The sequence below is a fragment of the Paenalcaligenes sp. DL 309 genome, assembly GCF_057475285.1.
In genome coordinates this window covers 210,999-234,454 of the sequence record NZ_JBYBKW010000002.1, presented here as the reverse complement: position 1 = coordinate 234,454, position 23,456 = coordinate 210,999, and the positions used below count along the sequence as shown (strand labels likewise).

Here is a 23,456-nt window from a genome sequence, read left to right as displayed (position 1 = left end):
TAGGATACATAATGGATACTACACGTTTAGAACGTCAACACCCCGATCAATTACTCGTAGGCTTGGTTTCCGTATCAGACCGTGCCTCATCCGGTGAGTATAAAGACGAAGGCATTCCTGCTTTACAAGAATGGTTAGATAAAGCCTTAGTACAACCTTCTCAATACGCCACGCGGTTAGTAGCTGATGAGCCTGATCAGGTGTCGGCCGCATTAATAGAGTTAGTAGATGAATTGGGTTGTGATCTGGTTTTAACTACCGGTGGTACCGGCCCCGCGCGCAGAGATATTACCCCTGAGGCCACCTTAGATGTGGCCACTAAGGAAATGCCGGGTTTTGGGGAGCAAATGCGTCAAATTAGTTTGCAGTTTGTGCCCACGGCTATTTTATCGCGCCAAGTGGCAGTGATTCGTGAAACCGCCGATCACGCAGCACTTATTATTAATTTACCCGGTCAGCCCAAAGCTATCGCGGAAACGCTCGAAGGCTTAAAAGATGCAGATGGTAAATCGGTAGTGGCCGGCGTATTTGCCGCTGTACCGTATTGCATAGATCTGATCGGTGGGCCATACATAGAAACAAATGAAAACGTAGTGGCCGCATTTAGGCCTAAATCAGCACGTCGTTAGTGCTAAAATCAAGATATTCTATACGCACTAGACAGTGCGTATTTTCACTATTTGCTACAAGGAGAATTCATCATGGCTTTGGTTTCCCTGCGTCAGTTGCTCGATCATGCCGCTGAACATAATTATGGTATCCCAGCGTTTAACGTTAACAACCTCGAACAAGTCCAGGCCATTATGGAAGCAGCCCATGAGACAGATAGTCCTGTCATCATGCAGGCATCCGCTGGAGCGCGTAAATACGCTGGCGAAGGCTTTCTTAAACATTTAATTCAAGCGGCAGTTGAGACTTATCCGCATATTCCAGTGGTCATGCACCAAGATCACGGTCAGTCTCCTGCTATTTGCCAAGGCGCGATAGATCTGGGTTTCTCTAGTGTGATGATGGATGGTTCTCTTAAAGAAGACGGTAAAACGGTTGCTGATTTCGAATACAACGTTGAAGTGACCCGTAAAGTGGTTGAAATGGCGCATAAGTTAGGCGTTACCGTTGAGGGAGAGCTCGGCTGCTTAGGTTCTTTAGAGACCATGCAAGGCGATAAAGAAGACGGTCATGGTTTTGAGGGCACTCTCACTATGGATCAGCTTTTAACTAGTCCCGAAGAGGCGGCTGAGTTTGTGCGCCGTACCCAACTCGATGCCTTGGCGATTGCTATTGGTACTAGCCACGGTGCCTATAAATTTACCCGTGAACCCACTGGCGATATTTTATCTATAGATCGCGTGAAAGAAATTCACGCTCGTTTACCTAATACGCATTTAGTCATGCATGGTAGCTCCAGTGTGCCTCAAGAGCTGTTGGCAGAGATCCGTCAGTTTGGTGGCGACATCAAAGAAACTTACGGTGTGCCCGTAGCTGAAATTCAAGAAGCCATTAAGTTTGGCGTACGTAAAGTCAATATTGATACCGACATTCGCTTAGCCATGACGGCTGCTGTGCGTAGATTTATGTTTGAAAACCCAGAGAAATTTGACCCACGTGAGTTTTTGAAGCCAGCACGTGAAGCGGCTAAAGCCATTTGCGTGGCGCGTTATCAGCAGTTTGGTACGGCTGGTAACGCCTCTAAGATTAAGCCCATTCCCCTGAGCGAAATGGCGGTTAAATACGCAGCGGGTGAGCTTGCTCAGCGCGTCGAATAATTATTCATAGGATCAAAAACTGTGCCTGCTCTATCCTCAAGCACGCTGCAATCACTGCCTTTACTTGGTAGAGGAAAAGTACGTGATATGTATGCGATCGATGACAAACATCTTTTGATTGTTGCCTCAGACCGTCTTTCTGCCTTTGATGTGATCCTTGATGATCCTATCCCCGGTAAGGGGGCGGTGTTAACGCATTTGACTGAGTTTTGGTTAGAAAAGCTCGCTCATATGGTTCCCAATCACGCTACGGGCGTAGACCCACTTAGCGTGGTGCCTGCTGCTGAACACGCTTTGGTAAAAGATCGCTCTATGGTGGTCAAGCGCTTAAAACCTATTATGGTTGAATGCGTAGCCCGCGGTTATGTAGTGGGTTCAGGGTGGACGGATTATCAAAAAACAGGTGCTATTTGCGGCATTGCTTTACCCGCTGGCTTAGAGCAAGCACAAAAGTTGGATGAACCCATCTTTACGCCAGCGGCTAAGGCGGAAGTAGGGGCTCATGATGAAAACGTCAGTTTTGAATATGTGGTTAATGAGCTGGGTTTAGAGCTAGCTGAAAAGTTGCGTGCCATTACATTAGCTTTATATAGTGCGGCGGCTGAGTACGCGGCGCAGCGAGGAATTATTATTGCTGATACCAAATTTGAGTTCGGCTTAGATGACGAGGGCGTACTACATTTGATGGATGAAGTATTAACACCTGATTCTTCCCGTTTCTGGGATGCGGCTACGTATGCTGTAGGCCATAATCCAGAGTCTTTTGATAAGCAATTTGTGCGCGATTGGTTAGAAGCCCAAGATTGGGATAAAACCGCACCCGCACCCCGCTTACCTGCAGACATCATAGAAAAAACAGCGGCAAAATATGCTGAAGCTGTAAGCCGTTTAGGAGCGTAGTTGAAATGACCACAGCAAAAATAAAAGTTGGTCTTGTTATGGGCTCATCGTCTGATTGGCCTGTAATGCAGCAGGCGGCGAAAGTTTTAACCGATTTTGGTGTACCTTTTGAGGCTAAAGTTGTGTCCGCTCACCGTATGCCGCATGATATGGTGGCGTACGGTGAGCACGCTTCCGCCGAAGGTTATCACGCTATTATTGCGGGAGCGGGTGGCGCCGCTCACTTACCCGGTATGTTAGCGGCGCTCACAGAGGTCCCGGTGTTTGGTGTGCCTGTACCTTCACGGTATCTTAAAGGTGAGGATTCCTTGCTTTCTATAGTACAAATGCCTAAAGGGGTACCGGTTGCGACCTTTGCCATCGGCGAAGCCGGTGCGGCCAATGCAGCCTTACACGTTATTGCCACGATGGCGGTACATGACAGTAGCCTTAAAGCAAAGCTTAATACCTTTAGGGCCGCTCAAACTGAAACGGCGCGTGCTATGCATTTACCTGCCTTGGGTACAGAATAATGTCTACAGTAAAATCACTTTTACCCGGTCAGTGGCTAGGTATGCTCGGAGGTGGGCAGTTGGCGCGTATGTTTTGTCATGTGGCACAACGTATGGGCTATAAGGTGGCCGTTTTAGACCCTGATCGCTTTAGCCCTGCTGGTGCTGCGGCAGATAAACATATTTGTGCGGCGTATGACAATACCACCGCTTTGCAGCAATTAGCCAAATTATGTCCCGCTATTACCACTGAATTTGAAAATGTACCCGCACAAAGCTTGAACTTTTTAGCAAAACATACGCGAGTCACCCCTAGTGGTGGTGCTGTAGCCATAGTGCAAGACCGTATTATTGAAAAGCAATTTATTGCCCAAGCAGGTGTACCAGTTGTGCCCTATGTGGCAGTGCGTAATGCTGCTGATTTACACGCAGCCAGTGATGTGCTTTTTCCTGCTATCTTAAAAGCCGCCCGTTTTGGTTACGATGGCAAAGGCCAAGCCCGAGTACAAAACAAAGAAGAAGCCTTAGCTGCCTTTGCCGAGTTTGGGGAAGTGGATTGTGTTTTGGAAGCCTTACAGCCTTTAGAAGATGAAATTTCTGTAGTGGTAGCTCGTGGGTTAGACGGTGAAACGGCTATTTATACGCCCTCGCATAACCAGCATAGAGACGGTATTTTGGCTATATCCACGGCGGCAAACCCAGAAAATCTCTCTGCTTTTCATGAGAAAGCCCAGCAGGCTGCGGTGGCCATTGCAGAAGCCTTAGACTATTACGGCGTGATGTGTGTAGAGTTTTTTGTGCTGGCAGATGGTTCTTTGTTAGCGAATGAAGTGGCGCCGCGGCCACATAACAGTGGCCACTTCACCATTGAAGCGTGTTTAAGCAGTCAATACGAACAACAAGTACGTGTGATGGCAGGCTTACCCTTAGGTAGTAGCCAAATAGTGCAACCGTCAATCATGCTCAATTTATTAGGCGATCTTTGGTTTGATGAGTGCGAACAATACCGGGAGCCAGATTGGGCACAGTTATTAGCTATACCGGGTGTTTATTTACATTTATACGGCAAGGCCGAAGCGCGGTCAGCCCGTAAAATGGGTCATGTTACCGTAGTAGGCGCTAATCATCATGAAGCTCAACACAGGGCACAAAAAGCCGCTGAGGTGTTAGGATTAAAATGGTATGGCTGATATAACTGCACAAATTAATGATGCTGCTCAGCGTTTAGCAAAGGGGCAGCTAGTCGCCTTCCCCACAGAGACGGTATACGGCTTAGGGGCGGACGCCTCTAACCCTGAAGCCTTGGCCGCTATTTTTGCTGCTAAGGGCCGGCCTACAAACCACCCGGTTATTGTGCATGTGGCTCCTAATGCCGATCTTTCAGCATGGGCATCACCTATTTCGCCTGAGGCTCAGTTATTGATGGATGCTTTCTGGCCGGGCCCTTTAACCTTAATTTTGCCGCGTGCTGAGCAGGCTTTAGCTGCCATTAGTGGTGGGCAAGACACCATAGGCTTGCGTTGTCCTTCGCATCCCGTAGCCCAAGCTTTATTGAAAGCTTTTACTCAAATTAAAGGGCCAGGGGCGGGGGTGGCAGCGCCTTCGGCTAATCGTTTTGGCCAAGTGTCACCCACCCAAGCGCAGCATGTGCGAGATGAGTTTCCTCAGGTAAATCCAAATGAGCTTTATATTTTATCAGGTGGGAGTGCGGATGTAGGTATTGAATCCACCATTGTGGATTTGTCACGTATAGAACAGGGCGTAGGCCCTGTTATATTGCGACCCGGAAGCATTACGGCAGAGCAGATTGCAGGTGTATTAGGTGTAGAGGTCGGGCTTGCAGACAAAAGCCACACCGAAGATGCATCTGCGCCTAGGGTATCAGGCTCTTTAAAAGCGCATTATGCACCTCGTACTCCTTTGTATTTGTTGTCTGAAGCGCAAATTTCCGCTTTGCCTGCGCAGTTTGCTGTGGTCATCACCCTAGACGCTGCTGTGCCAGAAGGTGTGTCCTGTTATCAAGCACCCAAAGAGGCTGCTTTATACGCCAGTAAGCTCTACAGCATGCTGCGTGAGCTAGATGCCCAAGGCTATGAGGCCATTTATGTGCAGCAGCCGCCGCAGTCTGCGTCTTGGGCCGCGATAAATGATCGTTTAGGGCGTGCCGCTGCCGCTTTTACGTAGAAAATCTTGCACCAATTTAATCACTGTCTCAGGCATATCAATGTGGGGAGAGTGGCGGCACGCTTCTAATATGCACAGTTCAGCGTGAGGGATGTTTTTTTTCACATCGTGCACTTGTGCTAAGGTGGCGTATTCGTCATCAGTACCTTGAATGGTTAGTACAGGGCAGCGTATGGCTTGAATTTCTTTTTCTATATTCCAAGCACTTAGGCTGTGCTCGTTACCCCAAACGCCTGCCCAACCCCAAAAGGCCGAATCCACATCCGCATGATAGCGTGCTAAGCGAGACTTCAAGTCGCCTTTTTCATACCAATGAATGGCTTGCTGCACCCCGGCAATGGCTTCAGGTTCCGCATACAGGTGCGGGGCTAAGATAATTATGTTTTTAGCGAGATTTTCTGGCATAGCTGCATAAAGCAGGGCGATGGTTGCCCCATCACTATGGCCAAATAAACTAAAAGGTTGTTGTATCTTTAAGGCTTTAAGCAAGGCAGGTAAAGCATGTTGTGCTTCTGTATGTAAATAATTGCTTTGCCAGAGTTCGTTTGCTGGCCGTGGTGTGCTGTGGCCATAGGCATATCTAGAGTAAACTAAGCCTCTATAGCCTAGCTGCTGGCACAGTTGATCTGGCCATTGTTGCCAATGGCGTACAGAACCCAAGCCTTCATGCAAGAAGATCATAAGAGGTGCATTAGAATCGTTTAAACCTACCCACTGGTATTCAATTTCTATGTTTTTCCCGTCCCAGCTAACGGTAATGTGTTGCGGTAAATAGTTAGGCATTTATATAAAATTATAGAAGAGGATTAGTTATGACAGTAACGACTCAGCAATTACGATTGCTACGTCCCGATGATTGGCATGTGCACTTGCGTGATGGTGCGGTATTGCAATCGGTGGTGGCGCATACAGCAAAGCAGTTTGGTCGAGCTATTATTATGCCTAATTTAACACCCCCGGTTATCAGCACTGAGCAAGCAATTGCTTATAAAGATCGTATTGTGATGGCTTTAGGTGAAGACCCACGCTCACCTGCCTTCACACCTTTAATGACCTTATACCTAACAGATAATACCTCAGCAGAGGAAATAACCAAGGCCAAAGCGTCAGGAATCGTGCACGGGGTGAAACTATATCCAGCGGGTGCAACCACAAACTCGGATGCAGGCGTTACTGACCTTCTGAAGCATTGTGGATCCGCTTTAGAGGCCATGCAAAAGCATGATTTGCCGCTGTTAGTACATGGCGAAGTGACAGACCCTGCGGTAGATGTATTTGACCGTGAGGCGGTATTTATAGATCGAGTGATGCTACCATTGCGCCAGCAATTTCCGGAGTTAAAAGTGGTGTTTGAGCACATCACCACTAAAGAGGGTGCGGATTATGTGGCTACGGCAGAAGGCCCGGTAGCCGCTACCATTACGCCTCAGCACTTATTATATAATCGTAATGCTATTTTTAATGGTGGACTAAGGCCACATTGGTATTGTTTACCCATTTTAAAGCGTGAAAAACACCGCCAAGCCCTGATTGCTGCGGCCACTAGTGATAGTAATAGATTCTTTTTAGGCACCGATAGCGCGCCGCACGTGAAAGGGCAAAAAGAAAAGGATTGTGGGTGTGCCGGCTGTTATTCGGCCTATCACGCCTTAGAGTTATATGCAGAAGCTTTTGAGTCAGTGGGAAAGCTAGATAAACTGGAAGCCTTTGCTAGCTTGAATGGGCCGGCCTTTTACGGTTTACCTGTAAATGAAGATTACGTTACCTTAGAGCGCGTAGAGCACACCATCCCTGAAGTGCTGCCAATGGCTAATGATCAAATTGTGCCATTAGCAGCCGGTGAGCGCCTTAAATGGCGCTTCGTAAAATAAGCTTACTGTTTCAATACGTTATTTTTTATCTTCTAGGGTTTCCCAGCGCTCAAACAACGCTAATAACTCTTCTTCGAGTTCAGAGAGTTTGGTGTTGATGGCTTCGGCTTTATCGTTGCCATCAGCATAAATGCTGGGGTCAGCTAGCTGCTCGGCATATTCCACTTGCTGCTTTTCCATGGCGGCAATTTTTTCCGGTATTTCCTTGAGCTCTTTTTCTTCCCAAGATGCCAAGCGGCTGCGGGCTGAGGTTTTGGCAGCGGGGGTTGCTGTGCGTGCTGCGGCTGCGGCCGCCTCTGCTTTGGCTTTTTCGTTAGCCTTAGCTTGAGCGGGTGTAGGGGTTTCTGGGCGCTGCTCTAGCCAATCGTCGTAGCCTCCCACGTATTCCCCCCATTGGCCATCGCCTTCGGCGGCAATCACTTGGGTGACCACATTGTTTAAAAAGGCGCGGTCATGACTGACTAGCATAACGGTGCCGGTATACTCAGTGAGTAAGCCTTCCAGTAGTTCTAATGTTTCGATGTCTAAGTCGTTTGTGGGTTCGTCTAAAACCAAAACGTTGGTGGGTTGTGCAAACATACGTGCTAAAGCCAAGCGGGCACGCTCTCCACCGGAAAGCGTTTTAACGGGGGAGTGAGCACGGGCGGCAGGAAAAAGGAAATCTTCCAAATAGCTCATAATATGCTTACGTTGGCTGCCAATTTCTACCCATTCGGTTCCCGGGCTAATGGTTTCCGCTAAGGTAGCTTCCTCATCAAGATTGGCACGCATTTGGTCAAAATAACCAATAGTCAATTTTGTACCGTGTTTAATGGTACCGCTATCGGGTTCGTGTAAACCTAATAAAATACGTAGTAGCGTGGTTTTACCGGCACCGTTAGGGCCAATAAAACCAATGCGGTCCCCACGCATAATTACGGTAGAGAAATCGTCAATGAGGATTTTTTCATCAAAGCGTTGACAGAGGTTTTCAGCTTCGATCACAATTTTGCCAGATTTACGGCCTTCGGCAATCGCAAAATTTACATTACCCGAGCGCTCACGGCGTTCAGCCCTTGAGCGGCGTAAAGCTTCTAAGCGTCTAACGCGACCTTCATCACGAGTACGACGGGCTTGTACGCCGGTACGAATCCAAACCTCCTCTTGGGCAAGAAACTTATCAAATTTGGCATTTTGCTGAGCTTCAGATTCTAACCATTCGGCTTTGAGCTCTTGCCAGCGCGTGAAATTGCCCGGAAAGCTAAAGATCTGCCCTCGATCCAACTCAATAATGCGCGTGGCAACGGAATCCAAAAAGGCGCGGTCATGGGTAATTAATACCACAGAGCCCCTGAATTGCTTGAGTTGCTGCTCAAGCCACAAAATACCCTCAAAGTCTAAATGGTTAGTGGGTTCGTCGAGTAATAATAAATCGGGCTGATCTGCCATGGCTTTCGCTAAGGCCACGCGTTTACGCGTACCGCCAGAAAGGGCATCGGTTAAGGCTTCAGCATCTAGATTGAGCTGGTCGATGAGCGCACCCACACGGCCTAAGCGTGCCCAATCCTCGGTTTCTGCATAGTCATCACAGAGGTAATCGTAAATAGATACGCCGGCGGGTAGATCGGGCTCTTGTTCTACTGTGGCCACACGCAAACCGCTTTTAAACATGATGTCGCCTTCGTCTGGAAGTAGACGTTGGTCGATCAGTTTTAATAAGGAGGATTTGCCTGTGCCATTGCGCCCGATCAGGCCGCAGCGCTCATTATTATGAATAATGAGGTCAGCTTGATCTAGTAAAGGGTGGTGTCCGAAGGCAAGTTGCACTCGGTTTAAGGTCACAAGGTGTATAGACATAGGCGAATAAAAAATAAAAAGTGAATGTTTATAGTGTAGCGGGTTACAATAACGGCTGGGGTAGGTCGGGCAATCGCGATGTATATCGAGGAAGGTCCGGACTCCACAGAGCAAGATAGCGGCTAACAGCCGCCTGGCGCAAGCCAAGGAATAGGGCCACAGAGACGAGTCTACTTTGAGGGCATGTACATTGTATATGCACCGGTACGGCCACTCCGTACTGTTTAACGGCATGCCGTTATAGCGATGTAGGGTGAAACGCGGTAACCTCTATCTGGAGCAACATCAAATAGGCGTACGTGAGCGGTATTGCACTGCTTAAAGGGCGGCTCGTCCAAGTACGCGGGTAGATGGCTCGAGTGTTAGGGTAACTTGACACCTAGATGAATGATTGCCAACCTATTATATAGGTTTACAAGATCCGGCCTATAGACCTGCCCCGCTTTATTTTCCTCTATACCTTAGACCACTTTTCACTCCGAGTCGGCTCACTATGGAACTCACACACCGTTCCGTTTTGTTGGAAGCTACGGTTTCCGCATTACTTGCTCCCCATTTTACCGCACGGCGTTGGCCAGTGCTTGATGCAAGCTTCGATCTTGCTGATGGCGTGTTTGTGGACGCCACTTTTGGGCGCGGTGGGCATAGTCGTTATTTGTTACAGTTTTTATCTCCGAATGCCCGTCTGGTGGTTTTTGACAAAGACCCAACTGCCATACAATATGCCAACGAATTACAGCGTGAAGATGCTCGCGTTACTGTGGTGCACGATGGATTTATAAACATTGCGGCGCGCTTAAGTGACTTAGGTATAGATCAGGTTGATGGTGTGATGATGGATTTGGGTGTGTCTTCACCTCAAATCGATGATGCCGAACGTGGTTTTTCTTTTATGCGTGACGGTCCTTTAGACATGCGCATGGATAATTCTACTGGCCCTACGGCCGCTGAATGGTTAGCTACAGCTAGCTTAAATGATATTAAGGAGGTTATTGCTGATTATGGTGAAGAACGGTTTGCTTTCCAGATTGCAACGGCGATTACAACGCGCCGCGAATCCAGTCCGCTGCGTACCACGCATGATCTCGCCGAGCTCGTCGCCGGCACCGTCCGCACGCGGGAGAAAAATCATCACCCAGCCACTCGGACCTTCCAAGCTATACGGATTTACCTCAACCGCGAGCTCCAAGAGCTTACGGAGGCCTTGCCGTTAATTCTGGAATTATTAAAACCAGGCGGGCGCCTAGCTGTTATTAGTTTTCATTCTTTAGAAGATCGCATCGTCAAGCAGTTTATTACCGGTGCATCCAAACCTGCTATGCAATACGCCCGCCTACCTATAGCTGAAAAAGATCTGCCGCCCGCTTGGCTAGAAAATTTAGGCCGAGTTCTACCTAATAAAAACGATATAGAAGCCAATGTACGTGCTCGTTCCTCAGTGCTGAGGGTGGCACAGCGCACCGAAGCGCCTTTGTTAGAAGGGTGGGAAAAAGATATTAGCGATGCCATAGGTCATGCGGCGAATGCAGGAGCGCATTCCCGACGGAGACGCCGATGATAGGGCGTATTTTATTGTCTATGCTTGTAGTGGCGGTGATGGTTTCCGCGGTGGCTTTAGTAACTAAACGTTACCATTCGCGTGCGCTTTTCATCAAAAGCGAGCAACTGCAATTACAAGCCCAAGAATTAGATATTGCGTGGCGTCATTTGCAGTCTGAGCGTGCTGAGCTAGCGCGTAATGCGCGCATTAATCAAATAGCAAAACATGAGCTTGAGCTGGGTACAGCAGATTTAAGTCGTACTCTCTATATTCAAGGTCAAGCGTCTAGACTACCTACTCTTATAGAACCGTAGCCATGAGAGCACGTGATCATAAAAAACCTAAAAAAACTACAACTACGTCCATTCCTGGATGGCGGGCACGGTTTGTATTTGTTTTTATTATGCTTACTTTTTTGGCGCTAATTGGTAGGGCGCTGCATTTACAAGGGCTTAATAATGACTTTTTACAAGCGCAAGGGGAAAGACGCTATCAACAAGAGCTAAGTCTGCCCGCCATACGGGGTAAAATCTTTGACCGTAGCGGTAAGGTGGTATTGGCATCTTCTTTATTAGTGAAAGCGGTTTGGGCTAATCCTAAAAATGCGGCCAGAGCTACCGATGAGCAGCTTACAGAGGTAGGGCATCTGTTGGGTATGTCATTAACGGAAGTAAAACGCGCTATCGCTAATGGTGGGCGTGAATTTGCGTATTTAAAACGCCAGGTTGAATTAGACATTATTGACAAAGTGATGGCCCTTAATGTACCCGGTATTAGTACTAAAGATGAGGCTAGACGGTCTTACCCGGAAGGGGAAACCGTTTCGCAAATTGTAGGTATTACTGACATAGACGGTAAAGGCAGTGAAGGCGTGGAATTGGCCTTTAACGAGGCACTTGAAGGGCGGGCGGGCTCACGAAAGGTATTACGAGATCGTTTAGGTCATGTGCTTGAAGATGTGAGTGAAGTCATCCCCCCCACTCACGGTGAAGATATTTATTTATCGCTTGATGCCGGCATTCAGTTTGATGTGTATTCAGCCTTAACTAAAGCCATGGAAGAAAATAACGCTGCTGCAGTCAGTGCGGTAGTCGTAGACGTACAAACCGGAGAGATTCTTTCCTTAGTAAACTTACCTACTTTTGATCCTTCGCGGCGCGATACCGTTAAACCTGAGCATACTCGTAATCGAGCCTTAACAGATACCTTTGAGCCCGGTTCAAGCATGAAACCCTTTACGGTGGCGTTGGCATTGGATATTAAACGTATTGGTTTAAACACACAGTTTAATACGGGTAATGGTCAATATAGGTATAAAGGGCACACGATCTCCGATGTAAGTCGCAACGGAGTGTTAAATGCTGCAGGTATTTTGCGTAGATCGAGTAACATTGGCATGACCATGATCTCTGAGATGCTGGCATCCGAAGAAATGTGGGAAGTATTTACGGCATTAGGTTTTGGCCGTGCACCGCAAATTGGTTTGCCAGGAGCTGTGTCTGGTCGTTTACGCCCGTGGGATCGATGGCGGCCTATTGAGCGCGCCACGATGGCCTATGGTTATGGGATGTCGGTATCACTCATGCAGATGGCACAAGCCTATACGGTATTTGCGCGTGATGGTGATATGGTATCCCTGTCTTTGTTAAAGCGCGATAGCAAGCCCACCAGCGTACAAGTGTTTAGACCCGAAGTAGCGCGCGCAGTGCGCGATATGCTTGAGGCCGCAGCCGGCCCGGACGGGGCTAAGCTGGCGCAGGTGCAAGGGTATAGAGTCGCTGGGAAAAGCGGTACGGCCCGTAAAATAGTGGATGGCCGGTACAGTAAGTCACGCTATCGCAGCTCTTTTGTGGGCTTTGCACCGGCATCCAACCCACGCATTGTGGTTGCGGTCACTATAGATGAGCCCAAAGGGCATTATTATGGCGGGCGCGTGGCCGCGCCGGTGTTTGCAGATATTGTGGCTAGCACCTTACGTCGTTTAGATATTGAGCCGGACGAACCGGTAGATGCATTGGCGGCAGTGAGCCCCAATCAGGAGAAGAGATAATAATGAAAGTAGCAAATGTTGTTGATTGGTTAAAAGAGCATGGTTTAGCGGGGGCGAATTTGTGTTTAGATTCACGTGCTATCCGTGCTGGTGATGTGTTTTTTGCCTGTGCTGGCTCTGCTTCAAACAGTAATGGTCATGAGTATATTGAGCAAGCGATTGCTGCAGGTGCTAAGGCGATAGTTCAGGATGCGGCTCAGGCCAAAGCTTTAGGTGCTGATGTGGCTTTGTCTGTACCCACGTTAGTAGTGGAGAATTTAAACTCGCAGTTAGGGCAGATTGCCCATGAATGGTATGGCAAGCCCTCAGAGCACATGACAGTCATTGCGGTTACTGGCACAAACGGTAAAACGTCTAGTGTGCAATGGTTAGCTGATATGCTGAATAATTCCGGTGTGTCGTGTGGAACTATTGGTACCTTAGGGGTGCATTTGCCTGATGGCAGTAGTTTAGGTGGCGTACTTACTACGCCCGATGTATTAACGATGCATCGCAGCCTAGCCGCTATACAGGCAGCTGGAGCAAACTTAGTCGCATTGGAGGCTTCGTCCATAGGCTTAGAGCAGGGGCGTTTAGATCACGTGGCCATCGATATTGCAGCTTTAACGAATCTATCACATGATCACTTGGATTATCATGAAAATATAGCCAATTACAAAGCGGCGAAAAAACGCTTATTTGATTTACCAAATCTACGTTTGATCGTAGCCAACAAAGACGATGCGTTTGGTCAAGAGTTGCTGGCAAATGCTAAAGCACAGCGCGTATTGAGTTATTCCATGCAAGATAAAAGCGCGGATTTGTTTGCGGATGATGTGCATGCCGGTGGCGATGGTCAGGTATTTAATTTGGTAGAGGCCCACGGTACGGCACAAATTTTAACGCATCTGTTGGGCAATCATAACGTGTCAAACTTGTTGTTGGTGTCAGCCGTTTTGCTGGAGTTAGGCTGGCCAATTACTAAAATAGCGCGCCTGATTGCTACCTTAGGCCCAGTTGCTGGGCGTTTAGAGATAGTGAAAGCCTTGTCTATAGGTACGTACAAGCCTTTGCCTTTGGTGGTGGTTGATTATGCTCATAGCCCAGATGCATTAGAGCACGCTTTGATTACCTTAGGTGAAGTGGCCAAGGTCAGAGGCGGCAAGCTGTGGTGTGTGTTTGGTTGTGGTGGTGATAGAGATACTGAAAAACGCCCTATTATGGGTGAGATTGCTGAAAAATTAGCGGATCATGTGTTGATTACCAATGACAATCCGCGCTCTGAAGACCCCCTGGCTATAGCGCAACAAATCCAAAGCGGGATGTCTCAGGAAGTGGCGGTAGAGTTAGATCGCGCTAAAGCCATTATGCAATCGGTGTGGGCGGCTGAACCTAACGATATTGTATTGCTGGCAGGTAAAGGCCATGAAACTTATCAAGAAATAAAGGGCGAGCAATTCGTTTTTGATGATACTCACTGGGCAAGCTTTGCCTTAACCTGGCTGCGTGGTGTCACCGTTTCTACTGATACCCGTACTATTCAGGCAGGAGAAGTATTTGCTGCTATTCGGGGTGAGCATTTTGATGGTCATGATTATGTGCATGTGGCTAAAGAAAAAGGCGCTGCGGCTGTCTTAGTAGAGCATGCCTTAGACGTGGATATACCCCAGTTTGTGTTGGGTAATGTGCAGCAGGTTTTAACTAAAGTTGCCACCCTTTGGCGTCGTCGTTTTGCTATACCTGTCATAGCCGTTACAGGTAGCAATGGTAAAACCACTACCAAAGAAATGATTGCTGCGATTTTTACTGTTTGGTTAGGTTATGAAAATCACTTAGCCACCGCGGGGAATTTAAATAATCAGTTAGGGGTACCGTTATCGGTATTGCGCTTACAGCCTAAATATAAAGCAGCCGTATTTGAGTTAGGGATGAATCACCCGGGAGAAATCGCTCCTTTGGCTGCGATTGCTAAGCCTACTATTGCTTTAGTGAATAACGCCCAGCGTGAGCACCAAGAGTATATGCATTCTGTAGATGCGGTGGCGGCTGAAAACGGTGCGGTGCTGACTGCTTTAGCTGATGATGGGGTGGCTGTTTTCCCCTCTGATGATCATTACACGGAGTTTTGGCAAAATTTAGCAGGTGAGCGCAAAACAATTTGTTTTGGTTTTAATGAAAGCGCTGTGATACGAGCGGCCGATATTCAAGCTGGCGCCACTGTTACCCGATTCAAGTTAATTATTTATACTGAAAGTGCTGATGTGAGCTTACCAGTGCCCGGTTTGCATAATTTACGTAATGCGCTGGCCGCTGCTGCTTGCGCTTATGCAGCAGGAGCCCCCTTGGCCACTATAGCCGAAGGTTTAGCGTCTTTTAAGGCGGTAGAAGGGCGTATGGAGCTGAAGTATTTACCTAATGGTATGCAGCTCATTGATGATAGCTATAACGCTAACCCAGATTCCGTACGGGCGGCCATTGATGTGCTCTCACAGCTAGACGGTAAAAAAATCTTAGTGTTAGGTAATATGGCTGAGGTGGGCATTAGTAGTGCCGCCGTTCACCTAGAGGTAGGGGCTTATGCGCTTGACCAAGGGGTGGATGCGCTTTTTGTTTTGGGCAATGATGCGAAAAAAGCCGCAGAGGCCTTTGGTGAAAACGCCTATAGTTTTGATGACTTAGAGCAGCTCATCGATCAATTGTTAAAAGTATTACCAGCACAAGTGCTAGTTAAAGGTTCACGCAGCACCCGCATGGAACGCGTGGTTGAGGCAGTAGAAAATCATTTTGCGGAGACGGGTCATGCTTCTTGAGTTAGCGCGTTGGTTAGCTGATTCTCATTTTCATGTTTTTGGGGTTTTTGAGTATATTACTTTACGTGCGGTTCTAGCTTGTGCTACCTCTTTAGTCATTGGCTTGGCTTTTGGCCCATGGGTGATTCGTCGTTTAACTGAGCTAAAAATTGGTCAAGCTGTGCGTAGCTATGGCCCAGAATCCCATTTGCAAAAAAATGGTACCCCAACTATGGGTGGTGTATTGGTGCTCATATCCATAGGCGTTAGCACCATACTGTGGGCTGACTGGACCAACCGTTTTGTATGGGTAGTGCTATTAGTTACCTTTGGTTTTGGGTGGATAGGCTGGGCGGATGATTACAAAAAAGTGGTACATAAAGATCCAGAGGGCATGTCATCTAGGCAGAAGTTTTTTTGGCAAGCCATTATAGGTGTAGTGGCTTCGGTATATTTAACCTTTGCTGTATCTGCCCCCGCCTCTGCTGAGCTGTGGCCTTTGTTTAAGTCATGGGTATTAAGTGGTTTTACTATGTCTTTGCCCACCCAAGCTGATTTAATTGTGCCCTTTTTTAAAAGCATTAGTTATCCCTTAGGGGTGTTTGGTTTTGCCGCTTTAACTTGGTTTGTGATTGTGGGGTCCAGTAATGCGGTAAATCTGACGGATGGTTTGGACGGCTTAGCCATTATGCCTACCGTCATGGTGGGCAGTGCTTTGGGGATTTTTGCGTATGTAGTGGGGCGAGTGGATTACTCCAAGTATTTATTATTTCCTTATATTCCAGGCGCTTCTGAGCTCATGGTGATTTGTGCTGCCTTGGCGGGGGCGGGCTTGGCCTTCTTATGGTTTAATGCCTATCCGGCTCAGGTGTTTATGGGGGATGTGGGAGCGCTGGCCTTGGGTGGCGCTTTAGGCACCATCGCGGTTATCGTGCGTCAGGAAATTGTATTTTTTATTATGGGTGGGGTTTTTGTAGTTGAAACTTTATCAGTCATGATGCAAGTACTTTGGTTTAAATACACAAAAACTCGCTACGGCGAGGGGCGGCGTATTTTTAAGATGGCCCCTTTGCATCATCACTTTGAAGAAAGTGGTTGGCCAGAAACTCAAGTGGTGGTGCGTTTTTGGATTATTACGATGATGCTGGTTTTAATTGGCTTATCCACACTTAAATTACGATGATCATACCTGTATTTAGCACGTCTACTAATGGCTACACCTTAATTTTAGGTTTAGGTGAGACGGGTATTGCGGCTGCCCATTGGTATTTGCGCCAAGCCTTGCCCATACGCCTAGCAGATACTCGTCCTAGCGCCCAGTCGGCGATTGAGGCGTTATGTGAACCTTATGATGTGGCGGCTGTTGAGGTGGTTTTAGGTCCCGAAGCGCTGGCTTTTTCTGTTTTAGATAGTGTACAGACGGTAGTTTTAAGCCCAGGTTTAGCCATTACTGACCAGGCCGTAGCAGCGCTATTAGCGGAGGCGCAGGCGCGTGATATACGCGTTATTTCTGAAATTGAGTTGTTTGCTCAAGCCCTAACGGATTTATCCCATACCGGTTATCTACCGAAGGTAGTAGCTGTAACGGGGACTAATGGCAAAACCACCGTCACCCAAATGGTAAAACATATGGGGCAAGAGGCGGGATTAAAAGTGATGGCCGCTGGCAATATCAGCCCAGCAGCGATTAGCGCCTTAATTGAGGCTTTAGAGAATGAGAGCTTACCTGAGCTTTGGGTTATAGAGCTGTCTAGTTTTCAATTGATTCATACCTTTAGTTTGCCAGTGTTAGCAGGCGTGGTTTTAAACATCTCTCAAGATCACATTGATTGGCATGGCAGTTTGTCTGCTTACACAGAGGCCAAAGGCCGTTTGTTTAGCATGAGTCAGCGGTTAGTTTTTAATCGTGATGATTTGGAAACCAAAGCGCTTAGCGTTGACTATGAGGCTTCAACAGCATGTAGCTTTGGTTTAGATCCTGCGTTAAGACCCAATGATTTAGGGGTGGTTGAGTATCAGGGGCAGCAATGGATAAGCACCAGTGATACACCTTTATTGCCGGTGGCAGCCTTAGTGATTATGGGTAAACACAATTTAAGCAATGCGTTAGCTGCTTTAACGTTGGCTCAAGTAGCAGGTATAGATTGGCAGCCTGCAATTCATGTTTTGCGTACTTATCATGGTGAACCCCACCGCTGTCAGTTCATACGTTCAGTGAAAGGCGTTGATTTTATTAATGACAGTAAAGGGACGAATGTAGGTGCTACGGTAGCCGCTATTGAGGGTTTGAGTCGACCTTTAGTGCTTATTATGGGCGGAGTGGCCAAAGGGCAGGATTTTACCCCTGTGGCAAAGGCCATAGAAAACCGAATTTGCAGAGCGATTTTTTTGATAGGGCAGGATGCTACTCTTATTGCTAAGGCGCTAGCCTCTACAGGTATGGCCGTACACGTGCTGCAAAGTCTAGAAGCTGCTGTGGAGCAGTCGTTTGCCATGGCATTAAGAGGGGATATTGTGTTGTTTTCCCCCGCTTGTGCTAGTTTTGATATGTTTGCGAATTACATACAACGCGGTGAGCACTTTGTGAGTGCTGTTAATGAGTTAGCCTTAGATCATGGAGAGGTGGTATGAGCGTGTTAGCCCCGCGGTTTTTACGTTCTAAGCGTCCTGAGCGCACCACCATACCCACGGTAGATGTCCCTTTGTTAACCGTGGTGATTCTATTGGCGATGTTTGGGCTTTTGATGGTGTATTCGGCTTCTATTGCTTTAGCTGATGGGCCGCAATATAAAAACTATGGGCATTACTATTTCATCATACGTCATAGTTTGTTTTTAGGTTTAGGCGCCATGCTGGCCTTTGCGGCGAGTTTAGTGCCCATGCGCGTCTGGGAAAAGCTGGCGATTCCGATTTTTGTGTTTGCTTTATTGTTGCTTGTTTTGGTGTTAATACCGGGTATAGGCCGCGAGGTCAATGGTGCTAGACGCTGGATTCCGTTGGGTATTGTTAATTTTCAGCCCTCTGAGCTCATGAAGGTGGCGATTATTATTTTCTCTGCTAGTTATGTGGTGCGCAATAGAGAGTATATGACTGAGTTTTTGCGCGGTTTTTTGCCTCTGATGTTGGTCTTAGTTGTGGTGGGCGGTCTTTTAGCTTTAGAGCCTGATTTAGGTGCCTTAGTAGTAGTGGGCGGTATTGCTATTGGTGTGCTTTTTATGGGTGGCATTGCTCTGCGCTGGATGCTTGGAATGATTGGCTTATTGGCTGCGGCAGGTGCTGCACTGATTTGGTTTGCACCATGGCGTAGAGAGCGTTTATTTGTTTATTTGGATCCGTGGAAGCCAGAAAATGTATATGGCAGTGCCTATCAATTGTCGCATTCGTTAATTGCCTTTGGCCGGGGTGAGTGGTTTGGCGTGGGACTAGGTTCAAGTGTTGAGAAACTGCATTATTTGCCTGAGGCACATACTGATTTCATTGTAGCGGTGATCGGTGAAGAGCTTGGCTTTGTGGGCGTGACCTTATTGATTTTTGCCTTTGCCTTTGTGGTGTGGCGTGCTTTCGAAATAGGACGTCAAGCCTTAGCAATGGAGCGCTTATTTAATGCTATGCTCGCTTTGGGTGTAGGGCTGTGGCTAGGTATACAAACCTTCATCAATATAGGGGTGTGCCTAGGATTATTACCCACTAAAGGGCTTACTTTACCCTTGGTTAGCTACGGGGGCTCAGGCATAGTGATGAACTTAATCGCTATTGCTTTATTGCTACGCGTAGATCATGAGAACCGGAATTTGATGCGAGGCAAGCCACAATGAGTCGTTCGATTTTAATTATGGCAGGCGGTACAGGTGGTCACATTATGCCCGGCTTGGCCGTAGCGCATTATTTAAAAGCGCAAGGGTGGCAAGTGTATTGGTTAGGTAATCCAGAGCGTATGGAAGGGCGTATAGTGCCCGAGCAAGGCTTTGAGCTGCTGCCCTTGCACTTTGCTGGCTTACGAGGAAAAGGAGTGGCGGCGCTGCTTAAATTGCCTTTTCGCTTATTGAAAGCGTGTTTAGAGGCGCGTAAAGCCATCAAACGTAGTGCCCCGAATGTGGTGCTTGGCATGGGAGGGTATGTGGCCTTTCCGGGTGGTTTAATGGCAAAGCTGGCGGGAGTCCCCGTGGTAGTGCACGAGCAAAACGCCATCGGTGGTACAGCGAATCGTTATTTATCTAAAATAGCCGCTCAGTCTTTAGTGGGCTTTCCAGGCGCGTTGCCGGGGGCAGTGATGGTAGGTAATCCTGTCCGAGACGATTTTGCTAAACAGCCTTCGCCCGTAGCGCGTTATGAGCAGCGTAAAGGCGCTTTACGTTTGCTGGTTATTGGTGGCAGCTTAGGGGCGGCGCCTTTAAATAATGTGTTGCCTGAAGCTTTAGCCCGGATTAACGCAGACAAACGTCCACATGTTACGCATCAAACCGGTGTCGATCATTTGGTTAAGGTACAAAAAGCCTATGAAGCACTGGGTGTAGAGGCGACGGCGGTGAGTTTTATCGCTGATATGGCCGCGACTATGGCCGCGGCTGACATTATTATTTGTAGAGCTGGTGCTATGACAGTAGCCGAGGTGGCAGCTGTGGGTACTGCTGCATTATTTGTGCCCTTACCGCACGCCATTGATGACCATCAATCAGCTAATGCACGCTATTTGAGCGACTGCGAGGCTGCTTGGCTGCAGCCCCAAGCTGAATTAACTGCAGAGTGGCTAGCACGTTGGTTGCAGCAGTTAGATAGAGAACAATTAAAACAAATAGCTATACATGCCCAAGAGCACGCACAGCTAGAAGCTACAGAAAAAATCGCAAAAGCGTGCATACGCTTAGCCAAAGGACATGCATGAAACATCGAATTCAACATATTCACTTCGTGGGCATAGGCGGCTCAGGAATGAGCGGTATTGCTGAAGTGCTTTTAAACTTGGGTTACGCCATTAGTGGCTCAGACATTCAAGAGTCAGCCGTTACGCAGCGCTTAGAGCGTTTGGGCGCGAATATCGTCATTGGCCATAAGGCAGAAAACGTGAAAGGCATGGGGGCTATTGTGGTTTCTACCGCTATAGGCAATGATAACCCGGAGGTGTTGGCTGCTCGCGCTCAGCGTATACCGGTAGTGCCGCGCGCGTTGATGCTCACAGAGCTGATGCGCTTAAAACGAGGTATTGCGGTAGCCGGTACACATGGTAAAACCACTACCACTAGTTTGGTTGCTAGTATTTTAGCGGCGGGAGATTTAGACCCTACGTTTGTTATTGGCGGCCGATTAAATTCCGCTGGCGCGAATGCGCGCTTAGGGCAGGGCGATTACATTGTGGTGGAGGCCGATGAGTCGGACGCCTCGTTTTTGAACTTGTTACCTGTGATGGCCATTATTACAAATATCGATGTGGATCACATGGATACGTATGGTCATGATGTTGCTTTATTAAAAAGTGCTTTTATTGATTTCACCCAAAAGCTGCCTTTTTACGGTAGTGCTGTATTGTGTATAGATGACGCTAATGTACGTGAAATTATCCCTTTTGTATCCCGTCCAGTCACCACCTACGGCATAGATAACGAAGAGGCTCAAGTGCGCGCCATCAATGTGCGCCACGAGGGTACAAAAATGCTGTTTGATGTGAGACGGCAGAGTAGTGTGGGGGAGCTGCCTTTGTTGTCGGTAAGTTTAAATTTACCTGGTAAGCATAATGTGCTCAATGCTTTAGCGGCTATTGCGGTGGCTACCGAGCTAGGTGTGGCAGATCACCAGATTGCTGCTGCGCTGGATGTGTTTACGGGTGTGGGGCGTCGCTTTGCTCAAGTCGGAGATTTGCCTGTACCCGCATCATCTGGCGGTGGACTTTACACCGTGGTTGATGATTACGGCCATCATCCTTCAGAAATGCAGGCCACCTTAGAAGCGGCACGGGGTGCGTGGCCAGATAGACGTTTAGTTATTGTGTTTCAGCCGCATCGTTACACGCGCACCAGAGATTGTTTTGACGATTTTGTGCAAGTGCTTAATCAGGCGGATGCCGTGTTGCTTAGTGAGGTCTATGCCGCGGGTGAAGCACCTATTATTGCTGCCGATGGCAGAGCCTTAGCACGCGCGCTTCGCGTGGCAGGGCGCGTGGAGCCCATTTTTATTGAAGATATTGCACAAATGCCCAAAGCCATCCATAATTTTGTCCGAGATGGAGATGTGGTGGTGTTAATGGGGGCAGGCTCTATTAGTCGAGTGGCTACACAATTAAAGGAATTGGCATGAAAGAGTTAGGTAAGGTTGGTGTGCTTTACGGTGGTATTTCTGCCGAGCGCGAAGTGTCGTTAATGTCTGGTGCTGGCGTGCATGAAGCACTGTGTAGCCTAGGTGTAGATGCTCATTTGTTTGATACACAAAAAAATAGCTTGGCTGATTTAGCTCAAGCGGGTTTTGATAGAGTATTTATTGCACTGCACGGTCGTTACGGTGAAGACGGCACTATACAAGGGGCCTTAGAGCTTTTGCAAATTCCTTACACGGGTAGTGGGCCTATGGCCTCGGCGTTAGCGATGGATAAAGTCATGACTAAACGCCTATGGTTGCAGCAAGACCTAGCTACGCCGGCTTTTTTCGTGTTGCAAAGCAGCAACGATTTGCAAAACTTAACAAACACTTTGCCCTTACCTTTCATTATGAAGCCGCCGCATGAAGGTTCTACGGTGGGTTTTAGTCGCATTGATAGCGCCGAGCAAGTAAAAGCCGCCTATGATTTAGCCGCGCGCTTTGATAAAACCGTGTTAGCAGAGCGCTTTATTCAAGGCAGAGAATTAACGGTACCGGTTTTAGGCGCGGGAGACAGCGCCCGCGCTTTGCCAATCATTGAAATCGTAGCACCTGATGGTAATTACGATTTTGAAAATAAATATTACAGTAATGAGACGCAATATTATTGTCCTGCTGATTTACCCACGTCTTTGTCTTTGCAAGTACAAGAATTAGCTCGTCTCGCTTATTTAGCGGTGGGTTGTGAAGGCTGGGGCCGTGTTGACTTCATGCTTGATGCCAATCAAAAGCCATGGCTTTTAGAGGTAAACACCTCCCCCGGCATGACTACACATTCCCTAGTGCCTATGGCAGCCAAAGCCGAAGGCATGAGTTATGAGCAACTGTGCCTACAGATTACGCAAGGGGCAAGTTTGAAATTACAAGCGGTAGCAAGAACCTAATTCCTCTCTTTTATGCGCCGTTATTTTTCTTTCACCCCGTTTAATTACCGTCACCTCAATCAATTTGCTAATATGGTGACAGTATTGGCGTTAGTGGCCTTAATGCTGAGTGCCGCGGTTTGGGTGGCTCGTTTGCCTTATTTTGCCATTCAAACAGTGCTTATTGAGGGCGTGGATCAAGATGCTTTGGTAGCAGTAACACCCAGTGCAGTAGATGCCACCATAGCGGGGCGCTTAAAAGGAAATTTTTTTACTATAGATCTTAATGCGTCGCGAGAGCTAATAGAAAAAGCACCTTGGGTGCGCAGTGCACAAGTTAAACGGGTGTGGCCCAACACACTACAGGTTAAAATAGAAGAGCAGCAGCCACTGGCTTATTGGAATGAGTCCGATATGATAAATACTTGGGGTGAGCCTTTTGCTGCGAATGAAGCGGTTTTAGATGATGATACTTTTTTACCTCAACTAAATGGTCCGATTAACTCAGAGCGTTTAGTAGTACAGCGTTATGCTGAAGTGGCTCAATGGTTGAGCCCACTTGGTTTGAGCATACAGCAATTAAATTTAAGCCCGCGTTATGCATGGGAGGTGGTGTTATCAGATGGCATACGTCTACATTTAGGGCGTGATCCAGCTGCTGATATTGCCGATTTTCATGGAACGTCTGGCGCAATGCGTTTTGCAGCAAGGCTTGAGCGTTTTGTACAGGCTTGGCCCACTTTGTTAGAGCGGCTTGATGGCCGCACCATAGAAAGTGCTGATTTACGTTATAGCAACGGCTTTGCCATTCGCTTGGCACCGCCAGAAATTATTGAGTAATT

20 protein-coding genes and 1 other RNA gene are annotated in these 23,456 nt (G+C 47.8%); 19 read left to right on the top strand and 2 right to left on the bottom strand.

What is annotated here, in order from left to right:
- Nucleotides 1-11: 11 nt before the first annotated feature.
- The 6 genes from mog to AC2UZJ_RS03755 all read left to right on the top strand — a co-directional run bounded on the left by mog (nucleotide 12) and on the right by AC2UZJ_RS03755 (nucleotide 5,341).
- Nucleotides 12-629: a molybdopterin adenylyltransferase gene (gene mog, locus AC2UZJ_RS03780; RefSeq protein ID WP_486948787.1), complete on the top strand. Its 618-nt coding sequence runs from the start codon at nucleotides 12-14 to the stop codon at nucleotides 627-629.
- Between the two features lie 72 nt (nucleotides 630-701).
- Nucleotides 702-1,766 carry a class II fructose-bisphosphate aldolase gene (gene fba, locus AC2UZJ_RS03775; RefSeq protein ID WP_486948786.1) on the top strand — a complete coding sequence of 355 codons (1,065 nt, stop codon included), beginning with the start codon at nucleotides 702-704 and terminating at the stop codon, nucleotides 1,764-1,766.
- Between the two features lie 21 nt (nucleotides 1,767-1,787).
- Complete coding sequence (locus AC2UZJ_RS03770; protein ID WP_486948785.1) at nucleotides 1,788-2,666, top strand: phosphoribosylaminoimidazolesuccinocarboxamide synthase; 879 nt, start codon at nucleotides 1,788-1,790, stop codon at nucleotides 2,664-2,666.
- Nucleotides 2,667-2,671: 5 nt separating this feature from the next.
- Nucleotides 2,672-3,178: a 5-(carboxyamino)imidazole ribonucleotide mutase gene (purE, locus tag AC2UZJ_RS03765; RefSeq protein ID WP_486948784.1), complete on the top strand. Its 507-nt coding sequence runs from the start codon at nucleotides 2,672-2,674 to the stop codon at nucleotides 3,176-3,178.
- On the top strand, nucleotides 3,178-4,347 hold the full coding sequence (locus AC2UZJ_RS03760; RefSeq protein WP_486948783.1) for a 5-(carboxyamino)imidazole ribonucleotide synthase: 1,170 nt from the start codon (nucleotides 3,178-3,180) through the stop codon (nucleotides 4,345-4,347). The genes purE and AC2UZJ_RS03760 overlap by 1 nt, the downstream gene beginning before the upstream one ends.
- Complete coding sequence (locus tag AC2UZJ_RS03755) at nucleotides 4,340-5,341, top strand: L-threonylcarbamoyladenylate synthase (protein ID WP_486948782.1); 1,002 nt, start codon at nucleotides 4,340-4,342, stop codon at nucleotides 5,339-5,341. Before AC2UZJ_RS03760 ends, AC2UZJ_RS03755 begins: the two co-directional genes overlap by 8 nt.
- On the opposite strand, the gene AC2UZJ_RS03750 is transcribed toward AC2UZJ_RS03755, so the two are convergent.
- Nucleotides 5,312-6,124 (bottom strand): alpha/beta fold hydrolase, encoded by an 813-nt coding sequence (locus AC2UZJ_RS03750; RefSeq protein ID WP_486948781.1) that lies wholly within the window; start codon nucleotides 6,122-6,124, stop codon nucleotides 5,312-5,314. The two genes, AC2UZJ_RS03755 and AC2UZJ_RS03750, sit on opposite strands and share 30 nt — an antisense overlap.
- A gap of 29 nt (nucleotides 6,125-6,153) precedes the next feature.
- Here AC2UZJ_RS03750 and pyrC point away from each other — a divergent pair, with 29 nt between their 5' ends.
- Nucleotides 6,154-7,212 carry a dihydroorotase gene (pyrC, locus tag AC2UZJ_RS03745; protein WP_486948780.1) on the top strand — a complete coding sequence of 353 codons (1,059 nt, stop codon included), beginning with the start codon at nucleotides 6,154-6,156 and terminating at the stop codon, nucleotides 7,210-7,212.
- Nucleotides 7,213-7,230: 18 nt separating this feature from the next.
- Here the strand turns inward: pyrC and AC2UZJ_RS03740 are convergent, their stop codons facing one another.
- Nucleotides 7,231-9,048: an ABC-F family ATP-binding cassette domain-containing protein gene (locus AC2UZJ_RS03740; protein WP_486948779.1), complete on the bottom strand. Its 1,818-nt coding sequence runs from the start codon at nucleotides 9,046-9,048 to the stop codon at nucleotides 7,231-7,233.
- Between the two features lie 57 nt (nucleotides 9,049-9,105).
- Between AC2UZJ_RS03740 and rnpB the strand changes: the two genes are divergently transcribed.
- The 12 genes from rnpB to AC2UZJ_RS03680 all read left to right on the top strand — a co-directional run bounded on the left by rnpB (nucleotide 9,106) and on the right by AC2UZJ_RS03680 (nucleotide 23,454).
- Nucleotides 9,106-9,493, top strand: an RNA gene (gene rnpB / locus AC2UZJ_RS03735) — RNase P RNA component class A.
- A gap of 48 nt (nucleotides 9,494-9,541) precedes the next feature.
- The gene (gene rsmH, locus AC2UZJ_RS03730) at nucleotides 9,542-10,606 is read left to right on the top strand and encodes a 16S rRNA (cytosine(1402)-N(4))-methyltransferase RsmH (RefSeq protein WP_486948778.1); all 1,065 of its coding nucleotides are present in this window, start codon (nucleotides 9,542-9,544) and stop codon (nucleotides 10,604-10,606) included.
- Nucleotides 10,603-10,902, top strand: a complete 300-nt coding sequence (ftsL, locus tag AC2UZJ_RS03725; protein ID WP_486948777.1) for a cell division protein FtsL — start codon at nucleotides 10,603-10,605, stop codon at nucleotides 10,900-10,902. The genes rsmH and ftsL overlap by 4 nt, the downstream gene beginning before the upstream one ends.
- Nucleotides 10,903-10,991: 89 nt before the next feature.
- Complete coding sequence (locus AC2UZJ_RS03720; RefSeq protein ID WP_486948776.1) at nucleotides 10,992-12,638, top strand: peptidoglycan D,D-transpeptidase FtsI family protein; 1,647 nt, start codon at nucleotides 10,992-10,994, stop codon at nucleotides 12,636-12,638.
- A gap of 2 nt (nucleotides 12,639-12,640) precedes the next feature.
- The gene (gene murF / locus AC2UZJ_RS03715) at nucleotides 12,641-15,427 is read left to right on the top strand and encodes a bifunctional UDP-N-acetylmuramoyl-L-alanyl-D-glutamate--2,6-diaminopimelate ligase MurE/UDP-N-acetylmuramoyl-tripeptide--D-alanyl-D-alanine ligase MurF (protein WP_486948775.1); all 2,787 of its coding nucleotides are present in this window, start codon (nucleotides 12,641-12,643) and stop codon (nucleotides 15,425-15,427) included.
- Nucleotides 15,417-16,589 carry a phospho-N-acetylmuramoyl-pentapeptide-transferase gene (mraY, locus tag AC2UZJ_RS03710; protein WP_486948774.1) on the top strand — a complete coding sequence of 391 codons (1,173 nt, stop codon included), beginning with the start codon at nucleotides 15,417-15,419 and terminating at the stop codon, nucleotides 16,587-16,589. Before murF ends, mraY begins: the two co-directional genes overlap by 11 nt.
- A complete protein-coding gene (gene murD / locus AC2UZJ_RS03705) occupies nucleotides 16,586-18,037 on the top strand; it encodes a UDP-N-acetylmuramoyl-L-alanine--D-glutamate ligase (RefSeq protein ID WP_486948773.1) in 1,452 nt (483 codons plus the stop codon). The genes mraY and murD overlap by 4 nt, the downstream gene beginning before the upstream one ends.
- Nucleotides 18,034-19,221, top strand: a complete 1,188-nt coding sequence (gene ftsW, locus AC2UZJ_RS03700) for a putative lipid II flippase FtsW (RefSeq protein WP_486948772.1) — start codon at nucleotides 18,034-18,036, stop codon at nucleotides 19,219-19,221. The genes murD and ftsW overlap by 4 nt, the downstream gene beginning before the upstream one ends.
- Entirely contained in the window at nucleotides 19,218-20,288 is a 1,071-nt protein-coding gene (gene murG, locus AC2UZJ_RS03695) for an undecaprenyldiphospho-muramoylpentapeptide beta-N-acetylglucosaminyltransferase (protein ID WP_486948771.1), read from the top strand. Before ftsW ends, murG begins: the two co-directional genes overlap by 4 nt.
- Nucleotides 20,285-21,694 (top strand): UDP-N-acetylmuramate--L-alanine ligase, encoded by a 1,410-nt coding sequence (murC, locus tag AC2UZJ_RS03690; RefSeq protein ID WP_486948770.1) that lies wholly within the window; start codon nucleotides 20,285-20,287, stop codon nucleotides 21,692-21,694. Before murG ends, murC begins: the two co-directional genes overlap by 4 nt.
- Nucleotides 21,691-22,635, top strand: a complete 945-nt coding sequence (locus tag AC2UZJ_RS03685) for a D-alanine--D-alanine ligase (protein WP_486948769.1) — start codon at nucleotides 21,691-21,693, stop codon at nucleotides 22,633-22,635. Before murC ends, AC2UZJ_RS03685 begins: the two co-directional genes overlap by 4 nt.
- 12 nt (nucleotides 22,636-22,647) lie before the next feature.
- Nucleotides 22,648-23,454, top strand: coding sequence for a cell division protein FtsQ/DivIB (locus tag AC2UZJ_RS03680; RefSeq protein WP_486948768.1), 807 nt, complete (start codon nucleotides 22,648-22,650; stop codon nucleotides 23,452-23,454).
- Nucleotides 23,455-23,456: the final 2 nt, after the last annotated feature.

Excerpts from the sequence above, each read along its gene's own strand:
- mog (WP_486948787.1), top strand. The coding sequence starts at position 12 with ATGGATACTACACGTTTAGAACGTCAACACCCCGATCAATTACTCGTA.
- fba (WP_486948786.1), top strand. The coding sequence starts at position 702 with ATGGCTTTGGTTTCCCTGCGTCAGTTGCTCGATCATGCCGCTGAACAT.
- purE (WP_486948784.1), top strand. The coding sequence starts at position 2,672 with ATGACCACAGCAAAAATAAAAGTTGGTCTTGTTATGGGCTCATCGTCT.
- AC2UZJ_RS03760 (WP_486948783.1), top strand. The coding sequence starts at position 3,178 with ATGTCTACAGTAAAATCACTTTTACCCGGTCAGTGGCTAGGTATGCTC.
- AC2UZJ_RS03755 (WP_486948782.1), top strand. The coding sequence starts at position 4,340 with ATGGCTGATATAACTGCACAAATTAATGATGCTGCTCAGCGTTTAGCA.
- AC2UZJ_RS03750 (WP_486948781.1), bottom strand. The coding sequence starts at position 6,124 with ATGCCTAACTATTTACCGCAACACATTACCGTTAGCTGGGACGGGAAA.
- pyrC (WP_486948780.1), top strand. The coding sequence starts at position 6,154 with ATGACAGTAACGACTCAGCAATTACGATTGCTACGTCCCGATGATTGG.
- AC2UZJ_RS03740 (WP_486948779.1), bottom strand. The coding sequence starts at position 9,048 with ATGTCTATACACCTTGTGACCTTAAACCGAGTGCAACTTGCCTTCGGA.
- rsmH (WP_486948778.1), top strand. The coding sequence starts at position 9,542 with ATGGAACTCACACACCGTTCCGTTTTGTTGGAAGCTACGGTTTCCGCA.
- ftsL (WP_486948777.1), top strand. The coding sequence starts at position 10,603 with ATGATAGGGCGTATTTTATTGTCTATGCTTGTAGTGGCGGTGATGGTT.
- AC2UZJ_RS03720 (WP_486948776.1), top strand. The coding sequence starts at position 10,992 with ATGCTTACTTTTTTGGCGCTAATTGGTAGGGCGCTGCATTTACAAGGG.
- murF (WP_486948775.1), top strand. The coding sequence starts at position 12,641 with ATGAAAGTAGCAAATGTTGTTGATTGGTTAAAAGAGCATGGTTTAGCG.
- mraY (WP_486948774.1), top strand. The coding sequence starts at position 15,417 with ATGCTTCTTGAGTTAGCGCGTTGGTTAGCTGATTCTCATTTTCATGTT.
- murD (WP_486948773.1), top strand. The coding sequence starts at position 16,586 with ATGATCATACCTGTATTTAGCACGTCTACTAATGGCTACACCTTAATT.
- ftsW (WP_486948772.1), top strand. The coding sequence starts at position 18,034 with ATGAGCGTGTTAGCCCCGCGGTTTTTACGTTCTAAGCGTCCTGAGCGC.
- murG (WP_486948771.1), top strand. The coding sequence starts at position 19,218 with ATGAGTCGTTCGATTTTAATTATGGCAGGCGGTACAGGTGGTCACATT.
- murC (WP_486948770.1), top strand. The coding sequence starts at position 20,285 with ATGAAACATCGAATTCAACATATTCACTTCGTGGGCATAGGCGGCTCA.
- AC2UZJ_RS03685 (WP_486948769.1), top strand. The coding sequence starts at position 21,691 with ATGAAAGAGTTAGGTAAGGTTGGTGTGCTTTACGGTGGTATTTCTGCC.
- AC2UZJ_RS03680 (WP_486948768.1), top strand. The coding sequence starts at position 22,648 with ATGCGCCGTTATTTTTCTTTCACCCCGTTTAATTACCGTCACCTCAAT.